18 protein-coding genes and 1 pseudogene are annotated in these 21,897 nt (G+C 33.3%); 13 read left to right on the forward strand and 6 right to left on the reverse strand.

Annotated features, from left to right (window positions below; all coding sequences use genetic code 11):
• Positions 1-110 precede the first annotated feature (110 nt).
• The 8 genes and pseudogenes from A9G13_RS11265 to pgi all read left to right on the forward strand — a co-directional run bounded on the left by A9G13_RS11265 (position 111) and on the right by pgi (position 11,571).
• Positions 111-1,319 (forward strand): annotated as a pseudogene (locus tag A9G13_RS11265) (MFS transporter).
• Positions 1,320-2,222: 903 nt separating this feature from the next.
• Positions 2,223-4,934: a ribonuclease E gene (gene rne / locus A9G13_RS09215; RefSeq protein WP_065557316.1), complete on the forward strand. Its 2,712-nt coding sequence runs from the start codon at positions 2,223-2,225 to the stop codon at positions 4,932-4,934.
• 191 nt (positions 4,935-5,125) lie between these two features.
• Positions 5,126-5,944: an ABC transporter permease subunit gene (locus A9G13_RS09220; protein ID WP_176701967.1), complete on the forward strand. Its 819-nt coding sequence runs from the start codon at positions 5,126-5,128 to the stop codon at positions 5,942-5,944.
• Complete coding sequence (locus A9G13_RS09225) at positions 5,937-6,797, forward strand: ABC transporter permease subunit (RefSeq protein ID WP_065557318.1); 861 nt, start codon at positions 5,937-5,939, stop codon at positions 6,795-6,797. The genes A9G13_RS09220 and A9G13_RS09225 overlap by 8 nt, the downstream gene beginning before the upstream one ends.
• A gap of 2 nt (positions 6,798-6,799) precedes the next feature.
• On the forward strand, positions 6,800-7,789 hold the full coding sequence (sapD, locus tag A9G13_RS09230) for a putrescine export ABC transporter ATP-binding protein SapD (RefSeq protein WP_065557319.1): 990 nt from the start codon (positions 6,800-6,802) through the stop codon (positions 7,787-7,789).
• 23 nt (positions 7,790-7,812) lie between these two features.
• Complete coding sequence (locus tag A9G13_RS09235; RefSeq protein WP_065557320.1) at positions 7,813-8,625, forward strand: peptide ABC transporter ATP-binding protein; 813 nt, start codon at positions 7,813-7,815, stop codon at positions 8,623-8,625.
• Between the two features lie 155 nt (positions 8,626-8,780).
• The gene (metA, locus tag A9G13_RS09240; protein WP_065557321.1) at positions 8,781-9,713 is read left to right on the forward strand and encodes a homoserine O-acetyltransferase MetA; all 933 of its coding nucleotides are present in this window, start codon (positions 8,781-8,783) and stop codon (positions 9,711-9,713) included.
• A 208-nt stretch (positions 9,714-9,921) separates the two neighbouring features.
• Positions 9,922-11,571 carry a glucose-6-phosphate isomerase gene (gene pgi, locus A9G13_RS09245; protein WP_065557322.1) on the forward strand — a complete coding sequence of 550 codons (1,650 nt, stop codon included), beginning with the start codon at positions 9,922-9,924 and terminating at the stop codon, positions 11,569-11,571.
• A gap of 95 nt (positions 11,572-11,666) precedes the next feature.
• Here pgi and crr read toward each other — a convergent pair whose 3' ends face one another.
• From crr to A9G13_RS09265, 4 genes are all read right to left on the reverse strand, one after another.
• Positions 11,667-12,170: a PTS glucose transporter subunit IIA gene (gene crr, locus A9G13_RS09250; RefSeq protein ID WP_065557323.1), complete on the reverse strand. Its 504-nt coding sequence runs from the start codon at positions 12,168-12,170 to the stop codon at positions 11,667-11,669.
• 9 nt (positions 12,171-12,179) lie between these two features.
• Complete coding sequence (gene ptsI / locus A9G13_RS09255; protein WP_065557324.1) at positions 12,180-13,907, reverse strand: phosphoenolpyruvate-protein phosphotransferase PtsI; 1,728 nt, start codon at positions 13,905-13,907, stop codon at positions 12,180-12,182.
• Positions 13,908-13,959: 52 nt separating this feature from the next.
• Positions 13,960-14,217: a phosphocarrier protein Hpr gene (gene ptsH, locus A9G13_RS09260; RefSeq protein WP_065557325.1), complete on the reverse strand. Its 258-nt coding sequence runs from the start codon at positions 14,215-14,217 to the stop codon at positions 13,960-13,962.
• 117 nt (positions 14,218-14,334) lie between these two features.
• Entirely contained in the window at positions 14,335-14,679 is a 345-nt protein-coding gene (locus tag A9G13_RS09265; protein ID WP_141670905.1) for a hypothetical protein, read from the reverse strand.
• A gap of 95 nt (positions 14,680-14,774) precedes the next feature.
• Here A9G13_RS09265 and A9G13_RS09270 point away from each other — a divergent pair, with 95 nt between their 5' ends.
• Together A9G13_RS09270 and pepP are read left to right on the forward strand one after the other, a co-directional pair.
• A complete protein-coding gene (locus A9G13_RS09270; RefSeq protein WP_065557327.1) occupies positions 14,775-15,317 on the forward strand; it encodes a UPF0149 family protein in 543 nt (180 codons plus the stop codon).
• Positions 15,318-15,350: 33 nt separating this feature from the next.
• Complete coding sequence (pepP, locus tag A9G13_RS09275; RefSeq protein ID WP_065557328.1) at positions 15,351-16,658, forward strand: Xaa-Pro aminopeptidase; 1,308 nt, start codon at positions 15,351-15,353, stop codon at positions 16,656-16,658.
• A gap of 96 nt (positions 16,659-16,754) precedes the next feature.
• Here pepP and A9G13_RS09280 read toward each other — a convergent pair whose 3' ends face one another.
• Positions 16,755-17,567 carry a TonB family protein gene (locus tag A9G13_RS09280; protein WP_065557329.1) on the reverse strand — a complete coding sequence of 271 codons (813 nt, stop codon included), beginning with the start codon at positions 17,565-17,567 and terminating at the stop codon, positions 16,755-16,757.
• A 169-nt stretch (positions 17,568-17,736) separates the two neighbouring features.
• Between A9G13_RS09280 and ispB the strand changes: the two genes are divergently transcribed.
• A complete protein-coding gene (gene ispB / locus A9G13_RS09285) occupies positions 17,737-18,723 on the forward strand; it encodes an octaprenyl diphosphate synthase (protein WP_065557330.1) in 987 nt (328 codons plus the stop codon).
• A 103-nt stretch (positions 18,724-18,826) separates the two neighbouring features.
• Entirely contained in the window at positions 18,827-19,690 is an 864-nt protein-coding gene (locus tag A9G13_RS09290; RefSeq protein WP_065557331.1) for an EamA family transporter, read from the forward strand.
• A gap of 132 nt (positions 19,691-19,822) precedes the next feature.
• On the opposite strand, the gene ffh is transcribed toward A9G13_RS09290, so the two are convergent.
• The gene (ffh, locus tag A9G13_RS09295) at positions 19,823-21,187 is read right to left on the reverse strand and encodes a signal recognition particle protein (RefSeq protein ID WP_065557332.1); all 1,365 of its coding nucleotides are present in this window, start codon (positions 21,185-21,187) and stop codon (positions 19,823-19,825) included.
• 177 nt (positions 21,188-21,364) lie between these two features.
• Here ffh and A9G13_RS09300 point away from each other — a divergent pair, with 177 nt between their 5' ends.
• Entirely contained in the window at positions 21,365-21,748 is a 384-nt protein-coding gene (locus A9G13_RS09300) for a RidA family protein (protein WP_065557333.1), read from the forward strand.
• Positions 21,749-21,897: the final 149 nt, after the last annotated feature.

Here is a 21,897-nt window from a genome sequence, read left to right on the forward strand (position 1 = left end):
AACAATAACCGGTTGTTTATTAAAAAAATCATAAATGTGAGGTGCTAAATAGTTATTATATAGACTTTATTAAATAATATATATCATATTGCCTAATCGTGGAAAGAAATATGTCTAGTGATTCAAAAAATCCTGTTCCAGCATCTTATTGGATTAAACTTGTTATTATTTTCTTTTTGGGATGGATTGTTATTTATGCTGGACGGTCTGTATTAAGCCCTCTTAGTGGTGAATTACAAGAAGCCTTTGGTCTAACTAAAGCTGAGACAGGGGGGATTATGAGCTTATTTTTCCTTACCTATACTCTGTTTCAAATTCCATCAGGAATTCTTGGCGATAAAGTAGGAAGAAAACGTGTTTTAGTCATCGGTTTTTCTTTATATGCTATTTTTATTGCATCAGTTTATTTAGTTCCAACATTTAGTATTTTTATTATACTTTGGATGTTAGCTGGAGCTGCTCAGGGATGTTATTATGGACCTCAATACGCATTATCTTCTGAAGCGATTCCTAAAAAATGGATCACTTTGGGTAGTGCTATTATTGGTAGTGGTATGTCTTTTGGTATTGCGATGAGTTACTATCTTTCTAGTGTTATGATATAGGTTTTCCATATATCATGGAAAATGCCATTTGTAGTAGTCGCTATCCCAATAATAATAGTCACACTATTGATGATAGTATTCGTAAAAGAAAAGGCTTCAGCACCGATTTCGACTCAAGCAGCACCAAAAACAAATTTCTCACAATTATTTAAAAATAGAAACCTAGTTTTAGCTTATATAACGATTTTTTGTTCAATTTATGGTTTCTTTGTCATTATTACGTGGTTACCTAATTATTTAGAAGTAGAGCGTGGAATGGATAAAATTGAAGCATCTAAGATTGCATCAATTGTTCCTTGGATTTCAATTATAGGAACATTATTATGTAGTTCTGTTTCAGATAAATTGGGTCGTCGCAAACCTGTGGTATTATTTATGATGCCTTTATCATTGATAGCTATTTTTTCAATTGTTCATTCTGATTCATATACGTTACTTATTGCTGTTTTAATTTTATACGGTTTTATTGGTAAAATTAGCTTAAATCCAGTTCTAATTGCCCTTGTTGCAGATAATGCTCCAAAAGCATCACTTAGTACTGCATTTGGCTTATATAATTTCTTTGGTATGGCTGCATCAATTTGTGCTCCATACTTTACTTGGCTTATTGCTGATAAAACAGGAAGTTTAAATAGTGGTTTTTATTTAGCTGCAGCAATCACTTTGGTTGGAATTACGGCTATGTTATTTGTAAAAGAAGGTCCAAAAAAATAATAATTAGCTATAGAAAATATTTTATTTAAGCCTTATGTTTTAATACTAATCAAAAAATAAGGCTTGAATAAATGATTGTAATTTATTGTTATCATATATTTGATTGGTTATTAGAAAATTTAGATAATTTTTATAGAAACTTAATTTATTAGTAATAGCTATACATTATGCTATTTATTCTGTCTATTGGCACTTTTCTTATTACCTTATTCTTATTAGTAATATCACTGTAATTAAATTGTATTTATCATTTTGTTTTTATTATAAAATTTAATTAATATTTTCTATTCATAGTGTTAACTGAAATCATTGGTTAATTATAAAACTCAAATCTTAGAAAAATAATTTTTCTTAATATGGTCAAACAAAATAATAACATCAGAAAAATAAATCCTAACTATTTATAAAATAAAAGGTTTAATTTGCTTGCTATCCTTAACTGAAACGTGAATAATAGAGGTGGATAATTTTATCCTTGTAATGCAGCAATGGCGTTAGACATTACAAGTTTTTAAAAGAAAATAGCGTAAGTAGAATCGTTATAGTTAGATAATATGTTTATTTTAAACAATTAAATAAAGATTTAGTTTTTTTGCTAAAAAACAACAAAAAGTTGGATTGCAAATTAACCATAAAATGATATCAATGGATTATATTTTAGGGATAGTTTGAAAAACGTGCACAGCTTTTGGATTTAAAGCTATGCCTGAAATATGGAATTGTTATTTAGGTAAATAATAGCGGATTCACATAAAATAATAACAAAAATAACACAAATAAAATAATGAATACCGTGTAAAAGTACAGCGTTTAGTATCATTTGTTAACATTGTTAAAATAAGCACTCTATAAATAATTTGATTCTACCTACAATTAGTTAAGATTAATTAAGAGTGTAGAATAATGAAAAGAATGCTAATCAACGCAACCCAGCAAGAAGAGCTGCGAGTTGCTCTTGTTGATGGCCAACGGTTATATGATTTAGATATCGAAAGCCTTGGTCATGAGCAAAAAAAAGCTAATATTTATAAAGGTAAAATCACCAAAATCAATCCAAGTTTAGAAGCTGCTTTTGTTTCATATGGTGGTGAACGTGATGGATTTTTGCCATTAAAAGAAATTGCTGAAAGTTATTTCCCTTCTAATATTTCCGGACGCCGTAGCATCAAACATTTACAAGAAGGTCAGGAAGTATTAATTCAAATTGAAAAAGAAATTCGTGGTAAGAAAGGTGCAGCACTAACTACCTATATTAGCTTGGCGGGTAGTTATTTAGTTTTAATGCCTAACGATCCGCGTGCGGGTGGTGTATCACGTCGTATTGAAGGTGAAGAACGCGCTGATCTTAAACGAATTATTGATTCAATTGAAAAACCAAAAGGTATGGGGGTTATTGCAAGAACCGCTGGTGTTGGTAAAACCCAAGAAGAGTTACAACAAGATCTTGATGCTTTGGTTAATTATTGGACTGCTATTCAAAATGAAGCTAAAAATCATCCTGCTCCAAGTTTAATTCATAAAGAAAGTGATATTATCACTCGTGCATTTCGCGATTATTTACGTGATGACGTTGGCGATATTCTGATTGATAATCCCAAAGTACTTGAAATAGCTAAAAAACGTTTAGTGGATTTAGGACGTGTAGAGTATGTAAGCCGCCTTAAACTCTATGAAGGTGATGTACCATTATTTAATCATTTTCAAATCGAAGGTCAAATTGAGTCAGCATTTCAACGTGAAGTCAGGTTACCATCTGGTGGATCAATTGTTATTGATGCTACTGAGGCTTTAACTGCAATTGATATTAACTCAGCAAAATCAATTCGTGGTAGTGATATTGAAGAAACTGCTTTTAATACCAATCTTGAAGCAGCGGAAGAAATTGCTCGTCAATTACGCTTACGCGATCTGGGTGGTTTGATTGTTATTGATTTTATTGATATGACACCGATTCGTAATCAACGTGAAGTAGAAAATCGCCTTAAAGAAGCAATGAAAACAGACCGAGCAAGAATTCAAACTACACGAATCTCACGTTTTGGTTTGCTTGAAATGTCGCGCCAACGTTTAAGTCCTTCTTTACGTGAAGCAACACATCATATCTGTCCACGTTGTCAAGGAACGGGAACCATCAGAGATAATAATTCATTATCCCTTTCTATTCTTCGATTGATTCAAGAAGAAGCGATGAAGGATAATACGGTACAAATTGATGTGATTGTACCGGTACCCATTGCTAGTTATTTATTGAATGAAAAACGCCGAGCTATTACTAATATTGAACGCATGCATCCAGATGTCAAAATAGTGATTGCAAGCGATGAAGAGATGGAAACGCCACTTTATAAAGTCATTCGTAAGCGTGCCGGTGAAGAAACAGATGTGCTAAGTTATAATTTACCTAAACTTATTCGTGAACTTGAAGAAGAGGAAGAAGAAGAAATTGCTGAAGCTATAGTTGAACAGGCAGTGCTTTCAGGTCCAAAAGTTGAAACGAGTATCACATCTAAAGTTAGAAAAGTTGAACCTAAACTAAAATCTGAGAAATCAGTTGGTCTATTTAATGGCCTATTTTCGAAATTACGTAAATTGTTTGCAGCCGAAAAGACTGAATCTCAACCTATCGTAAAGGCACAACCAACTAAAAGACGCGAGAATCAGCGATCACATAATCGGCGTCAACGTAATAATAAAAATAACAGCTCAACTACCACCAACACCACCAATATTGTAGCCGAAGAACTAAAAGAGCCAGTTAAAAATAACAGTCGTAGAACTAAACAAAATAATAATACCGTTAATTCGGTCTCAAGTAACACATCTAAAGTCGTTAATGAAGTTATTCAAACAAAACAGCGTGAAGTTAAACCTAGGCGTCAACAGAGATCATTAACTAAGAGTGTGCGAATTAAAACATCAGAGGTGACTAATGAAACATCTGTTGTACCAGTTGTACAAGAGAAAGTAATTATACCTTCTGTGTTGCTGCCAGTCATTGTATCAGAAACAACAGATGTATCGACTATAGAGTTACAACCAAAACGTCAACGCCGTACTTCTAGACATTTACGGATGAATGGACAACGAAATAAGCGTCGTGTTAAAAATAACTATCTCAAACAATCTCCGGTTCCATTACCATTTGCAGCTGCTTCACTAGAATTAGCGTTAGGAAGAGTGGTAATTGATTATGGTAGTTTGATTAATAACGACGAATCAAATAATGTTGTTCCAGTTATTCCGTCATTATTGTTACCAGTTATTATTAAAGGTGAAATAGAGAGTACTAATAAGTTTGTTGATTCAAATATTATTGATGAAATACAACAAAATGAAACACCTATTAATGTTGAATTAAATTTTGAAAATAAAGATGGTGAACAAAATGACAGTAATAGTGTTAATTTGGCAGTGACTGATCATAATGAAATAGTAGGTTATTCTTCATCTGCTATGACCAAAGCACCAGCTCCTGAAAATTTGGTACCAGAGGTGGCAATAAAACTTCGTGAGGAATCGGAATATCACTTTAATGGTAAAGGTAATGCAGGTGGTTTAAGTGCACAAGATCATGCGTATGCTGAGGCAAGTAAACCAATATTACCATCTGATTGAAAAACTATTATTAATAAAGTGAGGTGACATGTGTCACCCACTGCTTCTATTTGAGTCATTGATTACGATAAAGATGTATAATGATAATTTATATTTTAAAAAAAATAGTAACATTCTTATTTATTGTCTGTATATTGGCTCAGATTAGCTTTTGTCTTGTTTATTTTGTTCCCCACTCAATGTTTTACAATTTGAGTTTTTCAGATGCCTATACTGCTTTTTTTAAGCAGTTAATGCAAGGTCAATTCATATTGTTATCCGGAGAACATGTCCCTTTTTTACATACATTATCTGCTACATTTGAGCTTTGTATTTTAGCTTTAGTTATTACCTTATTTATTGGTATTCCTTTGGGTGTTTTTCTTGGATTGAGTAATATTAATTGGTTAAATAATACTATTAGGTTAAGTTGTTTGCTTCTTTATTCATGTCCTTTAGTACTAATTGTTATTGTAACTATGTATTTATCATCTTCCAGATGGTCATTATTTATCAATTTTAATGTTGCACCTCCAGTTAGCAGTACTTCTTTATTAGATATTATTATTTCATCTAAAACAGATAAAATAAAATTATTGTTTGAACAGATGCAATATTTACTTTTGCCCATTACTATTTTATCTATTCAACCAAGTATTGTAACTATTCAATTAGTTAGCCAGAATGTAAAAAATACAGCTCAACAAAATTTTATTAAAATGGCGATTATTCGTGAAATTTCACCATTTAAAATTTTACGTAAACACTTATTACCTAATTCAATTCCTGCAACTATTCCATTGTTAACTTATAATACTACGACGTTATTATTTTCTACGATGGTTGTTGAGATCTTATTTAATCGGGTAGGATTAGGACAATGGATTATGATGGCTTATCATCATCATAATTATTCCATTATCGCTATTGCAATTTTAGCATGTGGATCTTTGATTAGTTTATTGACATTGTTTGGTGAAATTTCAGCTATTGTTATTTACCCTATGCGGCATAAGGAAAATTATGTTTAGTCGAACAAAGTTAATTAATAGGTTAACTCTATGTTTTAATAAATTACATAGCGATCTTTATTGTGTAATAGGGTTCTATGGAATTTTGGCTATCCTATTTGTAGCTTTATCTACTCGTTGGTTTTTTCATGCTCATTTAGATCCTATTTATGCTGTTTCTCTACCGCCAGCTTGGGTTGTTAATGGCGATATTAACCATATTCTTGGAACTAATGCTCAAGGACAAGATATATTTTATTACCTATTAATTGCATATCGGTCAACTATCGCTATGACTATGAAAGCTGTATTTTATGTGATTTTGATTGGTAGTGCATTAAATTATCTAATGTTTTTTGTTCCAATTTTACGAACTCTCATATTATTATTATTTCGATTTTGTATGGTAATTCCTCCATTGTTGGCAGTAATCGTAATTAGCTTATTAATTGAAGACAATATCACTAATATGCTAATAGTTATTGTTTTATCTTACATGCCTCGTTTTATTCACAATATTTACCAACAAATGTTCAAGGAATGGCATAAAACCTATATTACAGCCTATCGATTAGATGGATTATCGTCGTTTACAATTTTAAATAATTATATTATTCCTAATATATTACCTGTTTATTTAACTGAACTGGTTTCTTTATTTGGTACTGCTATTTTAGCAATTACCACTTTAACTTTTTTAGGTTTTGCCAATGATATTTCTCGTCCTGATTTAGGTATGATGATGTTTCAAATGAAAGATATTATTACTACTAATTATTGGGCTTTTTTATCACCAGGGATTGCTGTCGCTGTTACTATTACATTAGTTTATTTATTTATTTTTGGTCTATATGGTCGTCAAGAGAGTAATTAGTTATGGCATTATTAGATATCCGCAATTTGACTATTGAATTTATTACTCCTGATGGATTTTTAAGGGCAATTGATCGAGTAAACCTAAAATTATCTGAAGGTGAAATTCGTGGATTAGTGGGGGAATCTGGTTCTGGTAAAAGCCTGATAGCAAAAGCTATTTTAGGGGTAACTAATAATAATTGGAGGATTTCAGCAGATCGCTTTCATTTTGATAATATTGATTTATTAAATCTTACACCAAAACAACGGCGAAAGGTTATTAGTGCTAATATTTCAATGATATTCCAAGAACCACAATCTTGTTTAGATCCTTCAATGAAAATAGGCCAGCAATTAATTGATGTGATCCCAAGAAGAACTTTTAAAGGTCATTGGTGGCAACGTTTTTTTTGGCGCAAAAATCGCGCTATCGAGTTATTACATCGTGTAGGTATTAAGAATCATAAAGAAATATTAAAATCTTATCCTTTTGAATTAACTGAAGGTGAATGTCAAAAGGTAATGATTGCTATTGCACTTGCTAATCAGCCAAAACTACTTATTGCTGATGAACCTACTAATGCGATGGAGGCAACAACCGAAGCGCAAATTTTTCGATTACTTGCAAGTATGAATCAAAATATGGGGACAACTATTTTATTGATTAGTCATGATTTACAAATGGTAACTCGGTGGACCGATCGTATTAATGTTCTATATTGTGGGCAAACGGTGGAAATAGCAGATAGTAAAGATTTGTTCAAGTCACCCTACCATCCTTACACGCAAGCACTAATTTATGCTATTCCTGATTTTGGAAAAGCGATGCCTCATAAAAGTCCTTTAAATACTTTACCAGGAGTAATACCTTCTCTCGAACATTTGCCGATTGGCTGCCGATTGGGACCGCGATGTCCTTATGCACAAAAAAAATGTATACAAACCCCGGAATTGATATCAATAAAGGATCATTCTGTTGCATGCCATTTTCCATTGAATACTGATGAATAGCTATTTACTAAAAAGGGATAACCATGAATCCAGTTTTAAAAGTACGTAATTTATCCAAACAATTTATTGTTCCTAAAGGAATTTTTGGTCACTTGCGTATTGATGCAGTTAAACCGCTATCATTTTCACTTAATGAAGGTAAAACACTCGCAATTATTGGGCAAAATGGTTCAGGAAAATCAACTCTTGCAAAAATGTTAGTGGGAATGATAAAACCTGATAGCGGTGATATTTGGATTGATGACCTCAAAGTCAAATATGGAGATTATGATAGCCGGTACCAACTAATTCGTATGATTTTCCAACATGTTGAAAGCTCGTTTGACCCAAGGCTTCGTATCGGCCAATTGTTAGAAATTCCGTTAAAGAGGAATGCTAATTATGATGCAATCGAACGCGAAAAATTAATTAATGCTGTATTGAAACAGGTGGGTCTATTACCGGAACATGCATCATATTATCCATCAGTTATGGCGGCAGGGCAAAAACAACGAGTGGCACTTGCCAGAGCATTAATTTTGAAGCCGAAAGTTATTATTCTCGATGAAGCTTTAGCTGCTTTAGATATTTCAATGCGATCTCAAATTGTAAATTTAATGTTGTCATTACAAGAGGAACAAAAAGTATCTTACGTTTATGTAACTCAAGATATTGGCATGATGAAACATATTAGCGATGAAATTTTAGTCATGCATAATGGTGATTTAGTTGAATATGGCAATACCGCTGAAGTATTAGCTTCACCATTAAGTGATATTACTCAAAAACTCATCCATAGCTATTTTGGTGAAGCATTGACCGCTGATACGTGGCGTACTGATACTAGGGCATTATAATATCAGTTTTGTTTACTTTATTTTAATCATTACTTACCTCATAAAAAATCTCGACAAATAATCTAAAACACACTATATTTAGCTATATAGATTTCTAGACGTCTATTATAAATGGCTTTTGAATAGACTAAAATACCTTTTTAGGAGCTTGTGTTATGCCTATCTGTATCCCTGATTCTTTACCAGCTGTTGATGTGCTTCGTAATGAAAATGTATTTGTGATGACTTCATCTAGGGCAAATACGCAAGAAATTCGCCCATTAAAGCTTCTATTTCTGAATCTTATGCCTAAAAAAATTGAAACTGAAAATCAGTTTTTGCGATTATTGTCTAATTCATCTTTACAAATTAATATTCAGCTATTACGTATTGATCAGCGTGAATCAAAAAATACACCAATTGAACATTTAAATAGCTTTTATTGTGATTTTGATAATATTCGTGAACAAAATTTTGATGGCTTAATTATTACTGGCGCTCCACTCGGTAAAGTGGCTTTTTCTGATGTAGTTTATTGGCCAAAACTAGCTGAAATTATTGACTGGGCAAAAGAGCATGTAACGTCAACGATGTTTGTTTGTTGGGCGGTACAAGCGGCTTTAAATGTTTTATATGATCTTCCAAAATTAACACGTACTCATAAATTATCAGGGGTCTATCAGCACAATACCATCGAACCTAAAGCTATTTTGACACGTGGTTTTGATGATACATTTTTAGCACCGCATTCGCGGAACGCTGATTTCCCATTAGATAAAATAAAAGCTTATACTGATTTAAATATTTTAGCTGCATCTGACATTACTGGTGCTTATTTAATGGCTACTGCTGATAAACGCATGGCATTTGTTACAGGTCATCCTGAATATGACTCTTTTACACTAGCCAGTGAATATTATCGTGATTTAAAAGCTGGTATTAAACCACAAATCCCGGAAAATTATTTTCCTGAAAATAATCCACATTTAACACCTAAAGCAACTTGGCGTAGCCATGCTTACTTATTATTTAGTAACTGGCTGAATTATTATGTGTATCAATTAACACCATTTGATTTGACTACACGTAATATGACAATAGATGATTAAATGAAAATACCTATTAGGTAGTGCTATGGTGAGTTAAAAGTTATATAGATATATTTTTCGGCATGAATATTCGTCTGTTTAAAAAACTAAAAAGTACTATTCATATTATAAAAATTAACTAATAATTAACCCATAAGATCCTTGTCTTGCATCATGTTAGGCATAGTTATATTATTAGTGTAATAATTTATCATTTAAGGAATTTATCATGTTAAAGTCAATAGATCCAACAACAACCTCTTCTTGGAAGTCGCTACAAATTAGCTATGAAACAAACAAAAATAAAACAATCGCACAAATACTAAAAGAAGAACCTAATCGAGTTGAAAAACTAAGTATTCCTTTTGAAGAAGAATTCCTCGTTGATTTATCCAAAAACCGTATTACACAAGCAACTTTAGAAACACTTTATAAACTGACAGATGAATGCGATCTACACGGTGCAATTAAAGCTATGTATAGTGGTGAAAAAATTAATCGAACTGAAAATAGAGCAGTATTGCATGTAGCTCTGCGTAATGTATCAAATACCCCTATTTATGTGGATGGCAAAAATGTCATGGATGATGTTAATGCGGTATTGACTAAAATGGAAAAATTTAGTAATAAAATTATCAGTGGTGAATGGAAAGGTTATACCGGTAAAGCTATTACAGATGTTGTAAATATTGGGATTGGTGGTTCTGATCTTGGTCCGCATATGATAACAGAGGCTTTAAGACCCTACAAAAATCATTTAACCATGCATTTTGTTTCTAATGTTGATGGCACCCATATTGTAGAGGCACTTAAGGGCTTAAACCCTGAAACAACTTTATTTTTAGTGGCCTCAAAAACTTTTACTACACAAGAAACTATGACCAATGCACAAACTGCTCGTGATTGGTTATTAGATACTGCAAAAGATGAGAAAGCGGTAGCCCTTCACTTTGTCGCGCTGTCAACCAATACGAAAGAAGTTGAAAAATTTGGTATTGATACTGCTAATATGTTTGAGTTTTGGGATTGGGTTGGTGGACGTTATTCATCTTGGTCAGCAATTGGGTTATCAATTGTTTTGTCAATAGGTTATGAGAATTTTAAGCAGTTTTTAGCTGGCGGTCATGCAATGGATAAGCATTTTCAAAATGCGCCAATCGATAAAAATATCCCTACTTTATTAGCACTTATTGGTATTTGGTACAATAATTTTTTTGGTGCGGAAACAGAAGCTATTTTACCATATGATCAATATATGCACCGCTTTGCGGCTTATTTCCAACAAGGTAATATGGAATCTAATGGCAAGAGTGTTGATCGCAATGGTCATAAAACTACTTATACAACAGGTCCTATCATTTGGGGTGAACCGGGTACTAATGGTCAACATGCTTTTTATCAATTAATTCATCAAGGAACTAAACTCATTCCTTGTGATTTTATTGCACCTGCCATCAGCCATAATCCTGTCGGCGATCATCATCCAAAACTTCTTTCTAACTTTTTTGCGCAAACTGAAGCATTAGCTTTTGGCAAAACAGCGGATCAAGTTGAACAAGAATTTATTGCATCAGGTAAAAAACTTGATGAAGTTAAAGCAATTGTGCCATTTAAAGTATTTGAAGGCAATAAACCAACGAATTCGATTTTAGTCAAAAAGATCACCCCTTATACGTTGGGTGCATTAGTAGCCATGTATGAACATAAAATCTTTACGCAAGGTATAATTTTAAATATCTTTAGTTTTGATCAATGGGGTGTTGAATTAGGTAAACAGTTAGCGGGTAGGATTTTGCCTGAATTAGCTGATGATAAGCCAGTAACGTCACATGATAATTCAACTAATAACTTGATTAATCAATATAAAAAATGGCGTTAGTAAGTAGAACCTAATTTGAGGATTGAATATTTAATTGAAAAATTATAATAAAGAACCTTCAGCTTTAAACTGAAGGTTCTTTTATGCAAGAATATTTATTTTTTTACCCGCATTACGGGTGTTTTACCAGCTTCAACTTTGCCAGATAGTTTGGTTAATTCAGTAATACTCTCCATATTGGAAATTACCACTGGAGTTAAGACTGATTTTGCTTTGCTTTCTAATAATTGTAGATCGAATTCAATAATGGTATCGCCAACTTTAACTTGTTGCCCTTCTTCAGCAATACGTGTAAAGCCTTCGCCTTTTAATTCCACCGTATCAATGCCAAAGTGAACAAACATCTCAATACCTTCATCTGATTCAATCGCAAAAGCATGATTAGTTTCGAAAATTTTACCAATTTTGCCATTTAAGGGTGCAACTATTTTATTACCTGCTGGTTTAATAGCGATGCCATCACCAACAATTTTTTCTGCAAAAACCACATCTGGCACATCTTCAATTTTAACAATTTCACCACTCAATGGAGCAATAATTTCGATGCTATCTTTACTATCATCGGATACTAATTGCTTTATTTTATCGAATAAACCCATTATTGTCTCCTAACTAACTTGCTTTTCTGTTGTATAATTTTCAATTAAATTAATAATTTCTTTAGCGGTTGCTTTTTCAAGCGCTGTATCGGCAAGTTTTTTAGCATCAGCATAAGTAGTATTGCGAATCAATTTTTTAATTTTAGGAATTGAAACCGCACTCATACTAAATTCATCAAGTCCCATTCCTAGCAATAAAATAGTTGCTCTTTCATCACCGGCTAATTCACCACACATACCTGTCCATTTACCTTCTTGATGAGAAGCATCAATAACATTTTTTATTAAGGTTAATACTGATGGTGCTAGTGGATTATAAAGATGAGAAATTAATTCATTACCACGGTCAACGGCTAGGGTATATTGAGTTAAATCATTGGTTCCTATACTAAAGAAGTCGACTTCTTTAGCTAAATGGCGCGCAATAACTGCTGCTGATGGTGTCTCAATCATCACCCCAATTTCAATATTTTTGTCAAAAGCTTTACCTTCAACATTTAATTGTTCTTTTAGAATATTAATTTCAGATTTTAATAAACGAATTTCTTCGACTGAAATGATCATCGGGAACATAACACGTAATTTACCAAATGCGGATGCACGTAAGATAGCTCTTAATTGCGCATGGAGTATTTCTTTACGATCCATACAAATTCGAATAGCTCTCCAGCCTAAAAATGGATTTTCTTCTTTTGGTAAATGCATATAAGGTACATCTTTATCACCACCGATATCCATAGTTCTTACAATAACAGATAAACCATTAGTTGATTCGGCTACCTCTTTATAAGCCTTAAATTGTTCTTCTTCGTCTGGATAAGAATCTCGATCCATGAATAAGAACTCGGTACGATAAAGACCAACACCTTCATAACCATTACGTTCTGCACCAGCGATATCACGAACAGTGCCAATGTTGCCACATATTTCAACTTGATGACCATCAAGTGTTACTGCAGGTAGGTCTTTTAATTTTGCTAGTTCTTCCTTATCAGCGATAAATTTTGCTTGAACTTGTTTTAATTTTTCCTGTGTAGTGTGATCAGGATTAATGTAGATGGCATTATTAATAGCATCTAAAATAATAAAATCCCCTTGTTTGATTTCTTGAGTGGCATTTGTTGTACCAACAATAGCTGGGATTTCTAACGAACGAGCCATAATCGAAGTGTGAGAAGTACGACCACCAACATCAGTAATAAAACCTAAAACCATGTCTAAATTTAATTGGGCTGTTTCGGATGGAGTTAGATCGGTAGCGACTAAAATACATGGTTGGCTAATAGCACTTAAATCAACAATTTCCATACCTAAAATATTTTTAAGTAATCGTTTCCCTATATCACGAATATCTGCTGCTCGTTCTTTCAAATATTCATCATCCAGATTTTCAAGTTCTTTAGCTTGGGTTTCAAATACAGATTGAACAGCGGCATCAGCGGTAGAATGTTTGCTTTGAATTTGAGAGATAACTTCTTGCTCAAGATCTTCATCTTCAAGAAGCATTATATGCCCTTCAAAAATAGCGGCTTTATCTTCACCAAGTGTAGATTTTGCACGTGTCATAATAGCATGAAGTTGCTCACTTGATTTTTTGCGAGCTTCTTTAAAACGCTCAATTTCAGCATCAATTTTATTATCAATAATTTGTCTATTATTAATAACAATAGGCTCTTCTTTTAATAATAAAGCTTTTGCAAAAGCGATGCCTGGGGAAACAAGTATACCTGATACCATAACATTTAATCCTTATGTAATTTCAAAACTGTTCATAGCTAATTGGGAGTTATTATTCCAATTCAGGAATTAATTTTACTAAATGATTGACTGCTTCTTTTTCATCTTCTCCTTCAGCAGAAATGGTAATTACTGTACCTTGGGTTAAACCTAAGGTTTGTAATTTAAAAAGACTTTTAGCACTAGCACTTTTACCATTTGAAGTAACAGTAATTTCAGCATTGAAGTTTTTTGCTTCCTTTACAAACTGTGCGGCAGGGCGAGTATGAAGACCATTAGATGCAGTAATGGTTACATCTTGTTTATACATAATTATTTAACTCCCAAAATTATATCATTTGTGCAATCTAGACCAATATAAATAAAAACTACTAGAAAGGCTAGTAAGATTTCATAGATCTTTTAGAAACTGTTAATATTGTCTAAATTAATATCGGTAAATTCGAGTGATCCTATCACTACATTTTTTGAATTCAACAAATCCATGGATTCCATGTTTGATATTTTCAAAAACCATTTCTTCACTGCCATCAAGTTGTGAGGCTTTAATTTCCTCTCGACAGTTAATTTCAAACTTTTTAAGTTCTTGCTCGCTATTACTCAATTTGTAATAGGCTGGTAAATCTTGTCCTGTTACATAAGTCTGTGTTTTATCTTGTAAATCAAGCGTGATTATTCCTTGATTTGACTGCCATGAACTACAAGCACTTAAAAATGTAGGGATCGTTAAAAATAGCAAAGCTATTTTCAAAGATAATCTTGTAATCTTCAAAATAATTCCTTTATATAGCAAATTAATCTGTTTATCATTTATAATTTGGCTATGAATTATATACTAATAATCAGTTAAAGTGCAGGGTGGAATATATGACTGACAAGATTAATTATGACGAACTTAATCGTCAACTAGTGCGCCATAAACTTGGTATCACTGCTGCTGAATTACATGGTTTTTTATCAGGAATTTTAGCTGGGGGAAATCATGATGAAAGTTGGTACCCATTAGTTAAAGATATATTAAATGATGGGCAAACTATCATTGAACCTTTAAATCAACAAATTAAACAACTTTATAGCTTAACCAAGCAACAACTCGCAGATAAAGATTTTGAATTTCAATTATTATTAAGTGAGCATGATTTATTTACACAAATAGATGATTTAGTTGGATGGGTAAATCATTTCTTACTTGGGATAGGGTTGGTTCAACCAAAGCTTAATCGACTTAAAGGTGATGTTGGTGAAGCTATCTACGATTTACGACAAATTGTTAAACTTGGTTATGACGAAAATGAAGATCTCAATGAGCTAGGATTTGCATTCGAAGAAATTAAAGAGTATGTTCGTATCACATCTATATTATGTTTCGACGAATTCAATGAAGCTGATATAACGCCAACTATTCATTAAGATTTATAGCTAATCATACTTAGGGTAATCATCATGATAAAAACGGAATTCAAAACTGAGCTTTTAACTCGCCGTGAAAAATTGTTAGCACAAATGGAATCTAATAGTGTTGCACTTTTTTTTGCTGCCCCAGAGGTAGTACGTAGTAATGATACCCATTACCCATATAGGCAAAATAGTGATTTTTGGTATTTTACGTTTTTTTCTGAACCAGAAGCAGTATTTGCTATTGTAAAGCAATCAGATAATAATTCTAGATGTGTGTTATTTAATCGAAAAAAAGATCCATTAGCAGAAACATGGACAGGTTATCGTTTAGGACAACAAGCTGCATTAGATGCAATTTTGGTTGATGAAGCCTATCTGTTTGATGAAATAAATAATGTACTCCCTGATTTATTAAATGGCAAAACTGCGATTTATCATGCGGATCAACAATATGAATATGCTGATCAAATTGTCAAAAAAACACTAACAATTTTACGACAAGGCACAAGGTTAAATTTATCTGCACCAAGTAAATTGATAGATTGGCGACCTATAGTACATGAGATGCGTATGTTCAAATCTGAATTTGAAATGGCAATTTTGCGAAATTCTTGCAAGATTAGTGCTCAAGCACATATACGGGCGATGCAAAAATGTAAACCACAAATGTTTGAGTATCAGTTAGAGGCCGAGATTTTACATGAATTTGCTAGGCATGGGGCTCGTTGGCCATCTTATAACACTATAGTTGGCGGCGGTAATAATGGTTGTATCTTACATTATGAAAATAATAGTGCCGAATTAAAAGATGGTGAATTAGTGCTGATAGATGCCGGTTGTGAATATCAATATTATGCGGGTGATATTACGCGAACTTTTCCTGTAAATGGCAAATTTAGCAAAGCGCAACGTGAAATATATAACATTGTATTAGCATCACAATATCAAGCTATTTCATTATTTAAACCTGGCACATCAATTAAAGAAGTTAATGAACATGTGGTTCGAACAATGGTTGAGGGTTTAATTAGACTTGGAATAATGCAAGGTAATGTTGATAGCTTAATTGCTGATAGATCATACATTACTTACTATATGCATGGTTTAGGGCATTGGTTAGGAATAGATGTGCATGATGTTGGTAGTGGTCGAGATCGTATTTTAGCACCAGGTATGGTATTGACTGTTGAACCTGGCTTGTATATAAATCAAGATGCTGATGTACCAGAACGTTATAAAGGTATTGGTATTCGTATAGAAGATAATATTTTGATTACAGAGTCTGGAAATGAAGTTCTTACTGCTGATGTTCCTAAAGATCCAGATCAAATTGAAAAATTAATGCTAAAATAAATCTCATCGATTGAGAAAAGTGTTTTATATATTATGTTGGTATTATTAAGCTGAAAAATATAAATAATTAAAATAGATTAGTAAAAACTAATAGACTTAAACGCCATCTAAATTGATTGATTTATCACGATTAAAAATAATTTTAATTTTTAAATTATTTGCAGCTATAGGTTTATACTTCCATGTTTTCATTGCAGTAATAACTGAGCGATTAAAAATATTATTGGGATTGGCTTCAACAATACGTATATTTTCGACTCGTCCATCACTATTTACATCAAAAATCGCTATCACATATCCTTCTAAACGCATGTCTAGAGCCCGACGCGGATATTCTGGTTGGTTGCGACTAATGGGGGATGGTGTCGCCGAAAATTGACGATTATCAGAAATTGACGGTGCTACAGCAGTTTTGGCGATATTATTATCACTGACAATTTCTTGCCTAACTCGTTGGTATTCAGACTTTTGTGCGGGAGGTTGCTTCTTTTTGGGTTTCACTTTTTGTTCTTGTTTAATAACAGCCTCTTTTACTGGTATTGGTTCGGGCTTAACTTCTTCTTTAACCACTTCCGGTTCAGTAACTGGCTCTATAGTCGGTTCTTCGACTGGAGGAGTCTCAACTACTTCATTATTTTCTTTATTTTGAGTTTCAGTGGTATTTTCAACTAATGATTGTTCTGGGGCCGCCAATTGCGTTAAATCAACCATAACAGCTTTAATACTATCATTACCTTCATCGACTACAATATTGTTTGCAAATAGAGCCGAACTAAATAGCAAACCAGCAAAACAAAAGTGTGACAATACCGAAAGCGTTGCATATAAAAAAACGCTTTTAGATTTTTTATCTGTATGAGATAGGGGAATCTCCTTATCATTGATGTCTATATCAAAGTTGATCTTCATAACTATTGTCATTGCTAATTTAAGGTGGATAGTTTAAATGAAAATGCTTATCATTTGTAGCATTTTCTTAAAACTATAAAATAACCAATATCAAAAACTTGTTGTGGGATGATATTTATCAGATAATAGCTATTAGCTATTTATATACTTATTTATAACGGTTAACCTGATGAATAATCCATCGATAAATCAAATTATTGAACTCGTTAAAGAAGATTTAATTAAAGTAAATGAAGCGATTCAAGCAGAACTGAGTTCTGATGTAGCTTTAATTAATCAATTAGGTAATTACATTATTAGCAGTGGTGGTAAACGTATTCGTCCTATTATTGCATTATTAGTAGCGAAAGCCCTTAATTATCAGGGGGATAAGCATATTATTACCGCAGCTTTTATTGAGTTCATACATACTGCCACTTTACTGCATGATGATGTGGTGGATGAATCAGATTTGCGCCGAGGTAAATCGACAGCAAATGCACTTTTTGGTAATGCTGCAAGTGTTTTGGTAGGGGATTATATTTACACTCGTTCATTTCAAATGATGGTGCGCACAGAATCGTTTAAAGTATTAACCATTATGTCAGCGGCAACCAATGTGATAGCTGAAGGTGAAGTACAACAATTAATTAATTGTAATGATCCTGATATTACTAAGGAACAATACTTAGAAGTTATTTATCGTAAAACTGCCCGTTTATTTGAAGCTACATCCCATTCTGCGGCGGTACTCGCTGGCGCCGATGAACGACAAGAGTTTGCACTGCAAGAGTATGGAAAATATTTAGGAACCGCTTTTCAAATTATTGATGATTTACTTGATTATAGTGCCGATAGCAATCAAAAATTAGGTAAAAATTTGGGTGATGACCTTAATGAAGGTAAACCTACATTACCACTTTTACATGCTATGCATCATACTAAAAATCCTCAGGATTCGCGTTTAATTCGACAAGCTATTGAACAAGGTAATGGTAGACATTTGTTAAATCGTATTTTACAAATAATGGATGAATGTGGATCACTTGAGTTTACTTTACAAGCTGCACAGCAAGAAGCAAAAAAAGCATTTGATGTTATAGATGTTTTACCTGATTCCCCATATAAACAAGCATTGCAAGATCTAGCTTTACTTTCAGTCAAAAGAGAAAACTAGTTATTAATTGGTGCGTTTTTATACTTAAACATAGGGTTCTCCGCAAACATCTTGTCATTGACTATGTAAGCTATAATCCATTATATAAAATAAGGTATTACTTATGTTTAAACGGTCTTGGCCGGTCTTATTAATTGTTATTTCGATGATTTCGGTACAAGGTAGTGCTTCAATGGCCAAATACCTTTTCCCAGTACTTGGGCCAGAAGGAATGACTGCGTGGCGTTTAATTTTTTCATCAATCTTATTAGTTATCATTTTTAAGCCTTGGCGCAAACCAATGACTAAGTTAGCATTTAAATACATATTTTTATACGGCATTGTAATGGGATGTATGAATTTATGCTTTTATAATGCAATTGCGCGGATCCCAGTTGGTATTGGAGTAGCAATTGAACTCACTGGACCAATCATGGTCGCAATGTGTTCTTCACGCCGCTTAACGGACTTTATTTGGTTAGCAATTGCTGTGTTAGGTCTAGCAATATTATTACCAATTCATCAAGCATCAAGTAACTTAGATCCCATTGGGATTTTATTGGCATTAGCAGCAGGTAGTTGTTGGGCTGGTTACATTTTATTTGGTCGTAAGGCTGGAGCCATTCACGGTTCGTCAAGTGTTGCTATTGGTTCAGTAATAGCCTCGTTATTTATATTCCCAATTGGGGTGTGGCAATGTGGAAGTGTGATGTTTTCCGTGGATCTTTTGCCATTAGCTTTTGTGGTGGCATTACTTGCATCGGCTATCCCTTATGGTTTAGATATGATTGCACTACCAAGATTACCGGCACAAACATTCAGTACTTTAATGAGCTTATCGCCGGTTTTCGCCGCCTTTTCTGGTTTTATTATTTTGCATGAACAGTTGAATTGTTATCAATGGTTAGCTATCGGTTTTATTATTATCTCTTCTATAGGTACGGTGCTAACTATGAATCGACAGACTAAACTTAAATCAATTAAATAATCAGTTTAAGTAATAGTGGTATGTGAATATCGCGCATAAAATAGCGCGATAAAGTAATAATAATCAATAAGTTGAAATCTAGTTATGATTTCAATTTATGCTAATGACATAAAATCAGGCAAATAACTCAGATTAACGAGGGAATCCCATGCCACCGCCCATTATGCCTTTCATTTGTCGCATCATTTTCATCATGCCACCACCTTTCATTTTTTTCATCATCTTTTGCATGTCTTCAAACTGTTTGAGTAATTTGTTAACATCTTGTACTTGGGTACCAGAACCATTAGCTATACGACGTTTGCGTGATCCTTTGATAATTTCGGGATTAGCGCGTTCTTTTAAAGTCATAGAACCAATAATTGCTTCCATTTTTATGGTAATTTTATCATCCATTTGCGCTTTTATATGATCGGGTAATTGACCAACACCTGGCAATTTAGCTAACATGGCACCCATTCCACCCATATTGCGCATTTGTTTAAGCTGATCTTGAAAATCATTAAAGTCAAATTTATCGCCTTTTTTAAGTTTTTTGGCAATTTTTTCTGCTTTTTCGCGATCAACATTACTTTGTAGTTCTTCTATTAATGAAATTACATCACCCATACCTAAAATACGTGACGCAATGCGATCTGGATAAAATGGTTCTAAAGCATCAGTTTTTTCACCCATCCCTAAAAATTTGATTGGTTTTCCGGTAATATGACGGATAGAGAGCGCTGCACCCCCGCGAGCATCACCATCAACTTTAGTTAGAATTACTCCAGTTAGTGGTAAAGCATCATTGAAGGCTTTAGCAGTATTGGCGGCATCTTGACCGGTCATGGCGTCAACCACAAATAAGGTTTCAATAGGGTTAATTGCTTGATGAAGAGCTTTAATTTCATCCATCATATCACTATCAACATGTAAGCGACCGGCGGTATCGACAATTAATACATCAAAAAATTGCAATTTAGCATGAGAAATCGCTTTATTAACAATATTAACAGGTTTCTCATTGACATCTGATGGAAAAAATTCTACATCTATAGCTTTGGCTAGTGTTTCTAGCTGTTTAATCGCAGCAGGGCGATATACGTCAGCAGATACTACCAGTACTTTCTTTTTCTGTTTTTCTTTAAGAAATTTAGCTAATTTAGCTACACTAGTAGTTTTACCGGCACCTTGTAAACCAGCCATTAAAATCACGGCTGGAGGTTGAGTCGCCAAATTAAGTGAGCTATTCACTTCACCCATTGCAGTGGTGAGTTCGGATTGTACAATTTTGATAAACTCTTGACCCGGGGTTAAGCTTTTATTAACGTCGAGGCCAACAGCTTTTGTTTTAACTTGATTAATAAAGTCACGGACAACTGGTAATGCAACATCTGCTTCGAGTAGTGCCATACGTACATCGCGCAGCGCATCTTTGATATTTTCTTCTGATAATCGCCCGCGACCACTAATATTTCGCAATGTCTGTGATAAACGGTCAGTTAGGTTCTCAAACATAATTAATCTCAATAAATAAAAAATTTCCGATTATCATATCAGAAAATTGTCAGAAGTCCCATGTCCATAATTTTGTCCTAACTTGACATAAAATTATGATCCTGTTCAAATGTTAAGAGTTAACAGTGTGACTTTGAGTCATCATATAAAGAATAGCTATACAGGAGATAAAACGATATGGCGAAGATTATTAATACCGATCAAGCACCTGCTGCGATTGGTCCCTATGTTCAAGCAGTTGATCTAGGTAATATTATGTTTGCATCAGGGCAAATTCCAATAGATCCAGCTACTGGTGCCATGCCAAGTTGTGTTAAAGAACAAACCAAACAAAGTCTGGCAAACGTTAAAGCGATTATTACTGCGGCAGGTTATGCCGTAAATAATATTGTCAAAACTACAATCTTTTTAGCTGATATGAATGATTTTGTAGCGGTAAATGGAGTCTATGAGTCATTTTTTAGTGAAAACAATGCCTCATTCCCTGCGCGTTCTTGTGTACAAGTTGCCAGAATACCCAAAGACGCTAAAGTTGAAATTGAAGTGATTGTAGCTAAATAGATTTATTAGTTAAATTAGCACATTATGGTGCTAATTTAGCAATTTAATTTGTAAAAGCATTTCGAATAGCCTATTACTTTAGCATTATATTTTCTATTAAATAATAATTTAATAAACACTATAATTCTTCAAAAGACCTTCAATCATAC

This window comes from Gilliamella sp. wkB178, from assembly GCF_001690705.1.
In the GTDB taxonomy this organism is placed as follows: Bacteria; Pseudomonadota; Gammaproteobacteria; order Enterobacterales; family Orbaceae; genus Gilliamella; species Gilliamella apicola_K.

Coding starts and splice junctions, on each gene's coding strand:
- crr (WP_065557323.1), bottom strand. CDS start 12,170: ATGGGTTTATTCGATAAAATAAAGCAATTAGTATCCGATGATAGTAAA.
- metA (WP_065557321.1), top strand. CDS start 8,781: ATGCCTATCTGTATCCCTGATTCTTTACCAGCTGTTGATGTGCTTCGT.
- A9G13_RS09290 (WP_065557331.1), top strand. CDS start 18,827: ATGTTTAAACGGTCTTGGCCGGTCTTATTAATTGTTATTTCGATGATT.
- A9G13_RS09270 (WP_065557327.1), top strand. CDS start 14,775: ATGACTGACAAGATTAATTATGACGAACTTAATCGTCAACTAGTGCGC.
- A9G13_RS09225 (WP_065557318.1), top strand. CDS start 5,937: ATGTTTAGTCGAACAAAGTTAATTAATAGGTTAACTCTATGTTTTAAT.
- ffh (WP_065557332.1), bottom strand. CDS start 21,187: ATGTTTGAGAACCTAACTGACCGTTTATCACAGACATTGCGAAATATT.
- A9G13_RS09280 (WP_065557329.1), bottom strand. CDS start 17,567: ATGAAGATCAACTTTGATATAGACATCAATGATAAGGAGATTCCCCTA.
- A9G13_RS09300 (WP_065557333.1), top strand. CDS start 21,365: ATGGCGAAGATTATTAATACCGATCAAGCACCTGCTGCGATTGGTCCC.
- pgi (WP_065557322.1), top strand. CDS start 9,922: ATGTTAAAGTCAATAGATCCAACAACAACCTCTTCTTGGAAGTCGCTA.
- rne (WP_065557316.1), top strand. CDS start 2,223: ATGAAAAGAATGCTAATCAACGCAACCCAGCAAGAAGAGCTGCGAGTT.
- pepP (WP_065557328.1), top strand. CDS start 15,351: ATGATAAAAACGGAATTCAAAACTGAGCTTTTAACTCGCCGTGAAAAA.
- ptsH (WP_065557325.1), bottom strand. CDS start 14,217: ATGTATAAACAAGATGTAACCATTACTGCATCTAATGGTCTTCATACT.
- ptsI (WP_065557324.1), bottom strand. CDS start 13,907: ATGGTATCAGGTATACTTGTTTCCCCAGGCATCGCTTTTGCAAAAGCT.
- sapD (WP_065557319.1), top strand. CDS start 6,800: ATGGCATTATTAGATATCCGCAATTTGACTATTGAATTTATTACTCCT.
- A9G13_RS09235 (WP_065557320.1), top strand. CDS start 7,813: ATGAATCCAGTTTTAAAAGTACGTAATTTATCCAAACAATTTATTGTT.
- ispB (WP_065557330.1), top strand. CDS start 17,737: ATGAATAATCCATCGATAAATCAAATTATTGAACTCGTTAAAGAAGAT.